The sequence below is a fragment of the Mycobacterium sp. ML4 genome (assembly GCF_054515735.1).
This window is the reverse complement of sequence record NZ_JBTNSY010000031.1, coordinates 1-12,275: the sequence shown is the minus strand read 5'-3', so window position 1 is coordinate 12,275 and position 12,275 is coordinate 1. Positions and strand designations below refer to the sequence as shown.

At 66.9% G+C, this 12,275-nt stretch carries 11 protein-coding genes; 4 read left to right on the top strand and 7 right to left on the bottom strand.

The window, feature by feature from the left end; all coding sequences use genetic code 11:
- From ACX9NE_RS25865 to ACX9NE_RS25850, 4 genes are read right to left on the bottom strand one after another with little or no spacing between them, the layout of a single operon-like run.
- Complete coding sequence (locus ACX9NE_RS25865; RefSeq protein WP_459365155.1) at positions 1-426, bottom strand: molybdenum cofactor biosynthesis protein MoaE; 426 nt, start codon at positions 424-426, stop codon at positions 1-3.
- Complete coding sequence (locus tag ACX9NE_RS25860; protein WP_459365154.1) at positions 423-902, bottom strand: MogA/MoaB family molybdenum cofactor biosynthesis protein; 480 nt, start codon at positions 900-902, stop codon at positions 423-425. The genes ACX9NE_RS25865 and ACX9NE_RS25860 overlap by 4 nt, the downstream gene beginning before the upstream one ends.
- Positions 899-1,411 carry a cyclic pyranopterin monophosphate synthase MoaC gene (gene moaC, locus ACX9NE_RS25855; RefSeq protein WP_459365153.1) on the bottom strand — a complete coding sequence of 171 codons (513 nt, stop codon included), beginning with the start codon at positions 1,409-1,411 and terminating at the stop codon, positions 899-901. Before moaC ends, ACX9NE_RS25860 begins: the two co-directional genes overlap by 4 nt.
- Before the next feature lie 9 nt (positions 1,412-1,420).
- A complete protein-coding gene (locus ACX9NE_RS25850; protein ID WP_459365152.1) occupies positions 1,421-1,621 on the bottom strand; it encodes a hypothetical protein in 201 nt (66 codons plus the stop codon).
- Between the two features lie 63 nt (positions 1,622-1,684).
- Between ACX9NE_RS25850 and ACX9NE_RS25845 the strand changes: the two genes are divergently transcribed.
- Together ACX9NE_RS25845 and ACX9NE_RS25840 are read left to right on the top strand one after the other, a co-directional pair.
- Positions 1,685-3,943, top strand: a complete 2,259-nt coding sequence (locus tag ACX9NE_RS25845; RefSeq protein ID WP_459365151.1) for a helicase-associated domain-containing protein — start codon at positions 1,685-1,687, stop codon at positions 3,941-3,943.
- An 8-nt stretch (positions 3,944-3,951) separates the two neighbouring features.
- Positions 3,952-5,601 (top strand): DNA repair helicase XPB, encoded by a 1,650-nt coding sequence (locus ACX9NE_RS25840; RefSeq protein ID WP_459365150.1) that lies wholly within the window; start codon positions 3,952-3,954, stop codon positions 5,599-5,601.
- Between the two features lie 128 nt (positions 5,602-5,729).
- Here ACX9NE_RS25840 and ACX9NE_RS25835 read toward each other — a convergent pair whose 3' ends face one another.
- Complete coding sequence (locus tag ACX9NE_RS25835; RefSeq protein ID WP_459365149.1) at positions 5,730-6,875, bottom strand: thiolase family protein; 1,146 nt, start codon at positions 6,873-6,875, stop codon at positions 5,730-5,732.
- 1 nt (position 6,876) lies between these two features.
- Entirely contained in the window at positions 6,877-7,305 is a 429-nt protein-coding gene (locus ACX9NE_RS25830; protein WP_459365148.1) for a Zn-ribbon domain-containing OB-fold protein, read from the bottom strand.
- A gap of 147 nt (positions 7,306-7,452) precedes the next feature.
- On the opposite strand from ACX9NE_RS25830, the gene ACX9NE_RS25825 reads away from it, so the two are divergent.
- Both ACX9NE_RS25825 and ACX9NE_RS25820 read left to right on the top strand, forming a co-directional pair.
- On the top strand, positions 7,453-9,345 hold the full coding sequence (locus ACX9NE_RS25825; RefSeq protein ID WP_459365147.1) for a serine/threonine-protein kinase: 1,893 nt from the start codon (positions 7,453-7,455) through the stop codon (positions 9,343-9,345).
- A gap of 4 nt (positions 9,346-9,349) precedes the next feature.
- Positions 9,350-11,209, top strand: a complete 1,860-nt coding sequence (locus ACX9NE_RS25820; protein ID WP_459365146.1) for a serine/threonine-protein kinase — start codon at positions 9,350-9,352, stop codon at positions 11,207-11,209.
- On the opposite strand, the gene ACX9NE_RS25815 is transcribed toward ACX9NE_RS25820, so the two are convergent.
- Positions 11,206-12,189 carry an LLM class F420-dependent oxidoreductase gene (locus ACX9NE_RS25815; protein ID WP_459365156.1) on the bottom strand — a complete coding sequence of 328 codons (984 nt, stop codon included), beginning with the start codon at positions 12,187-12,189 and terminating at the stop codon, positions 11,206-11,208. The genes ACX9NE_RS25820 and ACX9NE_RS25815 overlap by 4 nt on opposite strands.
- Positions 12,190-12,275: the final 86 nt, after the last annotated feature.

The following is a 12,275-nucleotide window of genomic DNA, read 5'->3' as shown; positions in this document are numbered from 1 at the left end:
TCAGGCCGAACCCACCCACTCTTCGGATCCGTCGTCGAAGAACTGGTGCTTCCACACCGGCAACCGCTCCTTGATGACGTCGACGAGGCGCTCGCAGGTAATGAAGGCCGCGTGGCGGTGGTCGGCCGCCACGGCGGCCACCAGAGCGGCTTCTCCGATGCCCAGGACGCCGACACGGTGACTGGCCGCCACGGCGCGCACTCCGTCGGCCCGTCCGGCGACCTCGGCCACCACCTCGGCGAAAACCTCCGGCGCCGAAGGATGCGCGGTGTACTCCAGCCGCATCACGTGACGGCCCCCGTCGTGGTCGCGGATCATGCCGACGAAGCCGACGACGGCTCCGGCGGACCGATGGCTCACCAGGGCCTCATGCTCGGCGAGAGAGATCGGTTGATCGGTCACTGTGGCGCGCAGGACCAGGCTCATCGCTGGTGGTCTCCGCCGGAAAGCTGATCGAGTGCGTGCGTGAGCACGTCGGCCAGCACTGCGAGACCATCCCGCACCCCACCCGGTGAACCCGGCAGGTTGACCACCAGTGTCCTGCCCGCCACGCCGCACACGCCGCGCGAGAGCACCGACGTCGGCACCTTGGGTAATCCGGACTGCCGAATCGCGTCGGCCAGTCCGGGAATGACATAATCCAGAACCGCTACGGTCTGTTCCGGGGTGGTGTCGGTGGGCGCGATGCCGGTGCCGCCGGACGTGATGACCAGGTCCACGTCGTTCTCGAGCGCGTCGTGCAGCGCGTCGCCCACGTCATTCCCATCTGCCACCACCCGGGGCTGGACGGGGAGAAACCCGCGCTGCTCCAACCACTCCGCGATGATGGGACCGCACTGATCGCCGTAGACACCGGTGGACGCCCGCGTTGATGCGACGATGACTCGTGCCGTTCGGCTCATGCTCGCACCCAACGTCCGCTGCGGCCGCCTTCTTTCCTGAGCACCCGGATGTCGTCGATGCGCGCGGCCGGGTCGACCGCTTTGATCATGTCGTACAGGGTCAGGGCCGCCACACTGACGGCGGTCAACGCTTCCATCTCCACCCCCGTTCGGTCGGTGCTGCGCACCGTCGCCCTGATCTCAACCTCAGACTCGCCGACCGTGAAGTCGACGTCTACGCCCGTGAGTGCGAGCTGGTGGCACAGCGGAATCAGGTCGCTGGTGCGTTTGGCGGCCAAGATGCCGGCCACCCGGGCGGTCGCCAGCGCATCGCCCTTGGGCAACCCACCGCTCGATATCAACGCGACGACGCCGGCAGAGGTGCGCAGCGCGCCCGCGGCCACGGCAGTGCGCCGCGTGGTCCCTTTCTCAGTGACGTCGACCATGTGCGCCGCCCCTCGCTCGTCCAGGTGCGACAGTGCCGACCCGGGGGCCTCAGCGCTCTCTTCCGAGGCCCCTGCCCCCGACATCGCGGCGACCTACCAGGTGGCGACCGTCACCGGATGGACATAGGGCAACTCCTCGGCAGGCACCGGGAACGCTACTTCCCCGAAGGGCGAGAGCGCACCCGTGCGGTCGGTCACGAGTTCGCTGACCGCGTGGTCGTCCGGGTCGGTGGTCGGCCAACCGGGGTCCACATACTTTTCTTTGCGCGCCTTCGTCTCAGCCACGCGCTCCATTCTGACAGGTCCGGCCACCGTCCGCGGCGGAAGGTTCACCCTCACGCCTAGGCTTGATCAGCGATGACCGAACACACCCCGGATATCCCGCTGGGGTCCTGGCTGGCCGACCTACCCGACGAGCGGCTGATCCTGCTGTTGGAGCTGCGGCCCGACCTTGCCCAGCCGCCACCCGGCAGTATCGCGGCGCTGGCCGCACGCGCGCAGGCGCGTCAGTCGGTCAAGGCTGCCACCGACGATCTCGACTTCCTGCGTCTGGCGGTCCTGGATGCACTGCTGGTGCTACAAGCCGACACCGAACCGGTTCCGGTCACCAAGTTGCTGGCCCTGATCGACGAAATCACACCGGGTGCCGACGTGACGGCCGCCCTGGATGACCTGAAGAACCGTGCGCTGGCCTGGGGCGGGACCGCGGTGCGGGTGGCCGCCGATACCGGCACCGCCCTGCCGTGGCATCCCGGACAGGTCACCCTCGAGGACCGCACGCACACCGCGGAACAGATCGCGGCACTGATCGCCGAGACCGACGACGCGCAGCGCGACGTACTGGAGAAGCTGCTCGAGGGTTCCCCGATGGGACGCACCCGCGACGCGGCGCCCGGCGCTCCGAGTGACCGTCCGGTGCCACAGTTGCTGGCGAGCGGTCTGCTGCGGCGCGTCGACGCCGAGACGGTGATTCTGCCGCGCCACGTGGCGCAGGTGCTGCGCGGCGAGGCCCTCGGTCCACTGCAACTGACCGAACCCGACCCGGTGGTGTCCACCGTCAAAGCCGCCGACGCCGACGCGGCGGCCGCCGGTGCCGTCATCGACCTGCTCCGTCACGTCGACGTCCTACTGGAAAACCTCAGCGCCTCACCCGTTCCGGAGCTGCGCAGCGGCGGGTTGGGAATTCGTGAACTCAAGCGACTGGCCAAGGTCACCGGCATCGAGGAGCCCCGACTGGGGCTGATCCTGGAAATCACCGCCGCGGCGGACTTGATGGCGAGCGGCATGCCCGATCCCGACCCGCAGCACGGGGAAGGACCCTATTGGGCGCCCACAACAACGGCCGACCGGTTCAGCACCCTGGCCGCAGCCGAGCGCTGGCACCTGCTTGCCACCACCTGGCTCGGCCTGACCTGCCGCCCAACGCTGATTGGCTGCCGCGGACCCGACGGCAAAGTTTATGGCGCCCTGTCCAATTCGTTGTTCTCCACCGCCGCCCCGCTGGACCGGCGACTACTCCTGGAGTTACTCGCCACGCTGCCCGAGGGCGCAGGAGTGGACGCGACGAGCGCGTCCGCGGCACTGGTCTGGCGCCGCCCGCGCTGGGCGCGCCGGCTGCAGCCCGGACCGGTCGCCGACCTGCTGGCCGAAGGACACGCGGTGGGGCTGATCGGCCGCGGGGCGATCAGCACGCCGGCTCGCGCGCTGCTCGATGACGACGCCGACACCGCCGCCGTCGTCGATGCGATGAACCGGGCACTGCCCAGGCCAATCGACCATTTCCTGGTCCAGGCTGACCTGACGGTGGTGGTGCCCGGTCCCTTGGAACGCGACCTCGCCGAGGGTCTCGCCACCGTCGCTACCGTCGAATCAGCCGGCGCGGCGATGGTTTACCGGGTCAGCGAACACTCGATCCGGCACGCGCTCGATATCGGCAAGACCCGCGACTGGATGCACGCGTTCTTCTCCCGCCACTCCAAAACTACTGTGCCGCAAGGACTTACTTATCTGATCGACGACGTGGCACGCCGCCACGGCCAGCTGCGGATCGGCATGGCCTCATCGTTCGTACGCTGTGAGGACCCCGCACTCCTCGCCCAGGCGGTGGCCGCACCGGCCACCGAAGGGCTGCAGCTGCGGGCGCTGGCCCCGACGGTGGCGGTATCACCGGCGTCCATCGCCGAAGTGCTCGCCGCTCTCCGGTCAGCCGGATTCGCCCCGGCAGCCGAGGATTCCAGCGGCGCGATCGTCGACGTTCGTGCCCGCGGCGCCCGGGTGCCCGCTCCGCCCCATCGCCGGTCCCACCCGCCGGTCCCGCGCCCCACCAGCGACACCCTGCACGCGGTGGTGGGGGTGCTGCGTAAGGTGACCGCGGCCCCGTTCGGCAACGTCCGGGTCGATCCGGCGGTCTCGATGTCCCTGCTGCAGCGCGCCGTGAAGGACAATGACACCGTCCTCATCGGTTACCTCGACGCCGCGGGGGTGGCCACCCAGCGGGTAGTGTCGCCCATCGTCGTGCGGGGAGGCCAGCTGGTGGCCTTTGATTCGGGGTCTGGACGGATGCGCGACTTCGCCATCCACCGCATCACGTCGGTGATGTCGGCCCGCGACGGATAATGGGTGCTATGACAGACGGGCCCTTGATCGTGCAGTCCGACAAGACGGTGCTGCTCGAAGTGGATCACGAGCTGGCCGGCGCGGCACGCGCCGCCATCGCGCCGTTCGCCGAACTGGAACGCGCGCCTGAGCATGTGCACACCTATCGCATCACGCCGCTGGCGCTGTGGAACGCCCGTGCGGCCGGTCACGACGCCGAGCAGGTGGTCGACGCTCTGGTCACCTTCTCCCGCTACGCGGTGCCGCAACCGCTACTGGTGGACATCGTCGACACCATGGCGCGCTATGGCCGGTTGCAACTGATCAAGCACCCCGCACACGGCTTGACCCTGTTGAGCTTCGATCGCGCGGTTCTCGAAGAAGTGTTGCGCAACAAGAAGATCGCACCGATGCTCGGTTCCCGCATCGATGACGACACGGTCATCGTGCATCCGAGCGAGCGAGGCCGGGTCAAGCAGCTGCTGCTCAAAATCGGTTGGCCGGCGGAGGATCTGGCCGGGTATGTGGACGGCGAGGCGCACCCGATCAGCCTGGAACCCGACGGATGGGAGCTACGCGACTATCAGCAGTTCGCCGCCGACTCGTTCTGGGCGGGCGGGTCGGGCGTGGTGGTACTGCCGTGCGGCGCCGGAAAGACGCTGGTCGGGGCTGCCGCGATGGCCAAAGCGCAAGCTACGACCCTGATTCTGGTGACCAACATCGTCGCCGCCCGGCAGTGGAAGCGCGAGCTGGTGGCGCGCACCTCGCTGACCGAGGAAGAGATCGGCGAATACTCCGGCGAACGCAAGGAGATTCGGCCCGTCACGATCTCGACCTACCAGATGATCACCCGCCGAAACAAGGGCGAATACCGACATCTCGAGTTGTTCGACAGCCGCGACTGGGGTCTGATCATCTACGACGAGGTGCATCTGCTTCCGGCACCGGTATTCCGGATGACCGCTGACCTGCAATCCAAACGGCGTCTGGGCCTCACCGCCACATTGATCCGTGAGGACGGCCGCGAGGGAGATGTGTTCTCGCTCATCGGGCCGAAGCGATATGACGCGCCGTGGAAGGACATTGAGGCCCAAGGATGGATCGCGCCGGCCGAATGCGTCGAAGTCCGGGTCACGATGACCGACAACGAGCGAATGAGCTACGCCACCGCCGAACCCGAGGAACGTTACAAACTGTGTTCGACGGTGCACACCAAAATCGCAGTGGTCAAATCGATCCTGAAGAATCACCCCGGTGAGCAGACGCTGGTGATCGGCGCCTACCTCGATCAGCTCGATGAACTGGGGGCCGAGCTGGGCGCCCCGGTGATCCAGGGCTCGACGAAGACCCGGGAACGCGAGGACCTGTTCGACCAGTTCCGGCGTGGTGAGATAACGACCCTGGTGGTGTCGAAAGTGGCCAACTTCTCTATCGATCTTCCGGAAGCGTCTGTGGCAGTGCAGGTTTCGGGTACCTTCGGATCACGCCAGGAGGAAGCCCAGCGGCTGGGCCGACTGCTGCGGCCCAAGGCCGACGGGGGCGGTGCCATCTTCTATTCGGTGGTGGCGCGCGACAGCCTGGATGCCGAGTACGCAGCACACCGGCAGCGCTTCCTGGCCGAGCAGGGCTACGGGTACATCATTCGCGACGCCGACGACCTCCTGGGCCCGGCGATCTAACGCGCGGCACCCCACCTCCCGCGCGCGGCGCCCCACCTCCCGCGCGGCACCCCACCTCCCGCGAGCAGACGCAATATCGCACCCCCAACGGCGTTTTCGTGCGATTTTGTGTCTGCTCGCCGACCCGGCTAGAGCGACAGGATCGTCGCCGAGGCGGTACCCGGTGCGCCGTACACCTGCGCCAGACCAACACGGGGGTTGCCCGGCACCTGCCGCTCGCCGGCCTCGCCGCGCAGTTGCCGCACCAACTCGTGCACCTGGCGCAGCCCCGACGCGCCGATCGGCTCGCCATTGGCAATCAGGCCACCGTCGGTGTTGACCGGGATCGAACCATGGATTTCGGTGGCGCCGTCGGCCACCAACTTCTCCTGTTCGCCGTCGGCGCACAGGCCCGTCTCCGCCATGTGGATCACCTCGGCGCCGGCGTCGGTGTCCTGCAGCTGAGCCATGTCGACATCCTCGGGCCCGATTCCCGCTGCCTCGTAAGCAGCCTGGGCCGCATACACCGTCGGCGACGCGTCACCGTCCAGCGGAGCGAACGTGGCGTGCACCTCGTAGGCGCCGTAGCGACGGGTGCGAATCTCGCACGCCCGCACGTAGACCGGTTTGTCGGTGAACTTATGCGCCATATCGGCCCGGCACATGATCACCGCCGCGGCGCCCTCGTCGGGTGCGCAGAACATGTATTGCGTCAGCGGGTAATTGAGCACCGCCGAGTTAAGTATCTCTTCCTCCGAAATCGCTTTGCGGCGAAACGCGTTCGGGTTGATGGCGCCGATGCGGAAGTTCTTGGCGGCCACTTTGGCCAGCGTCGCCTGCGAGATGTTGTGGTCGTGTAGGTACTTGTTGGCCTTCATGCCGAAGAACTTCGTGGTGACGAACTGCCCGTTCTGGGCATACCACTGTGGAAGCGCCAGCTTCGCGGGGTCATCGGTGAATGCGCCGCGGGGGTGCTTGTCCAACCCGATCGCGATTCCGAGGTCGTACTTGCCCAGCCGGATGGTGTCGGCGGTCTGTTGAATGGCGCTGGCGGCGGTGGCGCAGGCATTGAACACGTTGGTGAACGTGATGCCGGTGAGTCCGACCAGTCGGGTGACCGCGTCCGGGTTGGATATCTCGTGGCTGCCGCCGAAGCCGAACTGGATATCCCTCCACTCCACTCCGGCGTCGGACAGCGCAAACTGAATTGCTTCTGCACCCATCTCCATCGCGGTCTTGTCGAATCTGCCGAATGGGTGCAGGCCGACGCCGATGATGGCGACTTCGTCGGTCATCTCAGGCTCCCGTCGTCACGATCGGCTTGAATGCGAAGGTCATGATTTCGGCGCCGTCGTCGTCCCGGGTCAACGGCACCATGGTGAGCTCGACCTCCTGACCGAACTGCAGCCTGGCCGGGTCGCTTTCGGTGAGGCGGCCCTCGACTCGGATCACGTCACCGAGTTGGACCAGGCCCACCCCGAACGGCACGAAGTCGTTGCCGACGGGACCGGCATAAGGTTCACCAGGCGGGAAACCCTGCGTGGTCCAAGCCACCAGCGTGCCGCGACGCGGTAGCCGCTCTTCGCTCATCTCGCCGCGGCTGCAACGCGGACAGTGCCGCTGCACCGGGAAGGTCGTGGCACCGCAACTGCCGCAACGGCTGCCGATCAGCTGGGGATTCTTGTCAGGCCAGGTGGAAATCTCCGGTGCCAGTGCCTTCTGCATCGTAAGTCCTCCGCCGAACATGCGAATAATGCGACTCATCAAACCGTACAACAGCGTTCCACAGAAATGGAAATCCCATTCTCGTTACCGACAACTGGTCCCGTCCTTTCGGTGCCGTCGGCAAAAGCCAGCAATTACGATTTGGCCATGCCCCTGCAGGTCGGCCACGAGTTCGCTGGATACACGATCCTGCGCGTGTTGGGCGCCGGCGGAATGGGCAGGGTCTACCTGGCGAGCCATCCCCGGTTGCCCCGCGAAGACGCGCTGAAGGTACTGCCGGCGGAGTACACCGACGACCCGGAGTACCGGATGCGGTTCGCGCGCGAAGCCGATGTTGCCGCGGGGCTTTCACATCCGCACATAGTGCGGATCTATGACCGAGGCGAGAACGACGGCCAGCTGTGGATCTCGATGGACTACGTCCCGGGTACCGACGCCTCCCACCTGCTCGCCGAGCGGTACCAGAGCGGCATGCCCGTCGACGAAGTCGTGGCCATCATTTCTGCCGTCGCCTCGGCGCTGGACTACGCCCACCACCGCGGACTGCTGCACCGCGACGTCAAGCCCGCCAACATTCTGCTCACCGAACCCGACAACGCTCAGGGCCGGCGAATCTATCTGGCCGATTTCGGTATCGCGCGACGCATGGACGACGCCACCGGCCTGACCGCCACCAACGTGGCGGTGGGCACCGCCGCCTACGCCGCGCCCGAGCAGCTCAAGGGCGACCCGGTCGACGGGCACGCAGACCAATATGCGCTGGCCTGCACGGCCTTTCACTTACTGACCGGCGCACCGCCGTTTAACGACACCAACCCCACGGTGGTGATCACCCAACATATCAGCGCGCCCCCGCCGTTGATGGGCGCGCGCCGTCCCGAACTGGCCAGTCTCGACCCGGTGTTCGCCATCGCCATGGCCAAGCGTCCGTCGGACCGTTACGACAGCTGCAGCGATTTCGCCCTGGAGCTGGCCAAGAATCTCACGCCCTACAACTTCGACACTCCGAATGCGTTGCACGCCCAGCACACCCAGCCCGCGATCGCCCTGCCCACCCCACCCGAGCCGGATCCGAGGGGATGGGCGCGACGGCCGGGGGTGCTGCTGGGCGCGCTGGTCACCGTGGCGTTGCTGATCGTCGGCGGCGTCTTCGCCGGCACCAAGCTCACCCAGCCACACCGCAACGCGTCTCCACCGGCGTCCGCCCCGCCGCCCTCGCCCAGCTCGGTGCCGCTCGGGCAGGGCCCGATCACCGGAACCTACCGCGCCGATTTCGGCCCGGTCACCGATCTGGACGGCAAACCGGGCGCGGATGCAAAGCCCACCACGGGCACTTACGGTGTTCGGTCGATGTGCGGAGGTGCCGGCTGCGTGGCGACCGCCTCGCGCCTCAAGGGCGAAACGGCGTTCGCCTCGACGATGGTGTTCGACCAGTTGGGCGGTAACTGGGTGGCAGTGGCGCTGTCCACCCATCCGTGCCGCGACAACACCAGCGAGATCTGGGAGGTCTTCACCCTGCAGGCCGGCCCCGACGGCACGCTGACCGGTGAGCAAACCCGCACGGCGCGCAACAACTGTCAGGAAAAACGGACGGTGACGTTTACCCGCACCGGTGACGTGACACCGGGCCTGCCCGACCCGGCCACCCTGCCACCGCGGGTGGTGTCGGTGGCCGAGGCGTTCCACGGCCGTTATCGACTGATCCGGACGTTTGCCGGCGGTGATCCGCAGCAGATGGGCGACTCGTCGATAGTCACCAGCTGTCTGCGTACCGGCGATCGGTGCATGAGTTATTTCCACAACAAGTCCGGCGATGTCCCTCTGCTGTTTGCTGGTGGCGGCTGGACGTGGGACGACCTGACCAGCGGCAAGTGCCCCGACGGTAGCCCGGCCTCGCTGCGGGCCAGCGCGACCTTTCCGCTGCCGCGACCCGTCAACGATCCGATTGCGTCGCTGACCGGTCACGGGCACTGGGTGCAGACGGGAACCTGTGCGGTGAATCTGGATTTCGACGAAATATTCACGCGCACAGGCGATTAGCGCGATGTCCCTGCACGTCGGCCAGGACTTCGCCGGTTATAAGATCCTGCGGGTGCTGGGTGCGGGCGGCATGGGCACGGTATACCTCGCGATCCATCCCAGGCTGCCACGCGAGGACGCGCTGAAGATCTTGCCGGCGGAGTTCACCGACGATGCGGAGTATCGGGCGCGGTTCGCCCGTGAGGCCGACCTGGCGTCGGGGCTGTCCCATCCACACATAGTGGGCATCCAGGACCGCGGCGAGTACGACGGCCAGTTCTGGATCTCGATGGATTACGTGGCCGGCACCGACCTCGTCCGCCTGTTGGACGAGCGTTACCCCTCGGGCATGCCCGTCGATGAGGTACTGACGATCGTCACCGCCGTCGCATCGGCACTGGACTACGCCCATCACCGCGGCCTGCTGCACCGCGACGTCAAACCGGCCAACATCCTGCTGTCCGACCCCGGCGGACACGACCAGCGGATCTATCTGGCCGATTTCGGCATCGCCCGCCGGATCGACGACCCCGCCGGGTTAACCGACACCAACGTGGTGGTCGGCACGGTGGCCTATGCGGCACCCGAGCAACTCAAAGGCGATCCGATCGATGCCCGTGCCGATCAATATGCATTGGCCTGCAAGGCTTTTCACCTGCTGACCGGTGCACCGCCGTACCCGGACGCCAATCCCACCGTCGTCATCACCCAGCACGTCTACGCGCCACCGCCATCCGTCGGCGCGCGCCGTGCTGAATTGGGTGCCGTGGACCCGGTATTCATGCGGGCCATGGCCAAGGAACCATCCGGTCGGTTCGCCACCTGCAGCGAGTTCGCCACCGAACTGAGCAGGCGACTGGCCTCGCCCGCCGATGCGGTCACCGCGCCGGCCATCGCCTCGCCGCGCCGCAGACGATCCGGCGTCCTGGTCGCCGCCGTCATCGGCGCCGTCGTGCTGATCGGTGCCGGCATCTTTGTCGGCTTCAGGAGCAATGACCGACCCGTCGGCACACCGGTTCCGCACACCTCCTCACCGGTCCCGACCCTCAGCGCCATACCCACCACCTCGGTCGTGCCACTGACCCCCGGTCCGCTCAACGGCCGCTACACAGCGACTTTCGGCGCCGCCACCGACCTCGACGGCAACGGGGGCGGGCCGCGACCCGCCACCGCCGACTACGGGTTTCGCTCGGTATGCGGGGGTCCGGGCTGCCTGGCGACGGCGTCCTCCCTGGGCAGCGGAAGCGGATTCGCCGCCAGTCTGGTGTTTGACCAGGTCGGCGAACACTGGCTGGCGGTCGCGGTGCTCACCGACACGTGCCGCTCCATGCCGTCGGAATTCTGGCAGGTGTTCACGCTGCAGCCGGGTCCCGACGGCACGCTGTCCGGAGAGATGAGCCGCACCAGCGCGACCAACTGCCGTGACAAAAGACCCGTAACATTCAGGCGCACCGGTGATCTCGACGCCGACACGGTCGCCGACCCGGCCACTGTGCCACCGCGGGTGCTGTCACCTGCCGAAGCATTGCACGGCCGCTACCAGGTGCTGCGGACCTACGCCGCACCAATTCCCGCGCAGCCGGCAGATTCCGCCGTCACCACCGCGTGCCTGCGCACCGGCGAGCGGTGTATGAGCTACTTCCACGGCCCGTCCGGGGACTCGCCGCTGGTGTTCGCCAACGGCACCTGGGCGCTGACCGCGAACGCCGATTACGCGTGTCCGGCCGGTGGCACAACGCATTTCAGTGCCATTGCCGAATTTCCGCTCCCTGCGCCGCCGCAGGATCCGATCCAGTTGCTCAGCGGGCACGGACACCAGGAGCAGACCGGTGCCTGCTCGGTCAACACCTCTTTCGACCAAACCTTCACCCGCACCGGCGATTAGCTGAGCGCGGGAATCACTTCCCGTTCGAACAATTCGATCCCGGAGCGGTCGTAGGCGGCCTCGGGAAAGTAGCAGATGGCGTATTCGCAACCGAGATCCCGGACTTTGGACAGCCGCTCGACCACCTGCTCCGTGGTGCCCATCGCCGAATCCGGCATGCCGCCGACCATCGAATCCGCCACGGCGTCCGGCACATAGCCGTCCAGGCGGTCGCGCATCCGTTGTTTGCGGTCGGCGACTTCGGCTTCGGATGCGCCGACCACGGCGGTGAAGTTGGCCGACCGTACGATGGCGTCGAAATCGGTACCGAGACTGCGACAGTGGTCGGCCAGCACCTGCGACTTGTGGGCAAATGCTTCAAGTTCGGGGGTGAAGTTGGTGTACCGGGCGTACTGGGCGGCGATGCGCAACGTCACCTTTTCGCCGCCACCTGCGATCCACAGCGGAATTCCGTTGGACTGCAACGGCTTCGGGGCAACGATCGCCCCATCCACCTGGTATTGCCTACCCTGGAAGCTGACCTTGCCGTCGCGCCAGGCAGCCCGCATGATTTGCACGCCCTCGTCGAGGCGCGCCAGCCGCACACCCGCGGACGGGAATCCGTAACCGTAAGCGCGCCACTCGTGCTCGTACCAGCCACCGCCGATGCCCATCTGAATGCGGCCTCCGGAGATGATATCGGTGGTGGCCGCGACCTTTGCGAGATACACCGGGTTCCGGTAGCTCATCGCGGTGCACATCTGGCCAAGCTTGATTTGCGACGTCACCGCGGCGTAGGCCGCCATCAACGACCACGCCTCGTGGGTGGCTTCGTCGCTGGGCAGCGGCACGGTGTGGAAGTGGTCGTAGACCCACAGCGAATCCCATGCACCGTTGTCGGCGTAGGTAGCCAGCTCGCGCATCACCGCCCAGTGCCGCTCGGGGTCGATGCCGACGAGATCCATCCGCCAGCCCTGCGGGATGAAGAGTCCGAAGCGCATAGCCACGACTCTACGTGCGCGAGCAGACACAAAATCGCCCAATTCGCTGAGCGAAAGGGCGATTTTGTGTCTGCTCGGCAGTATCA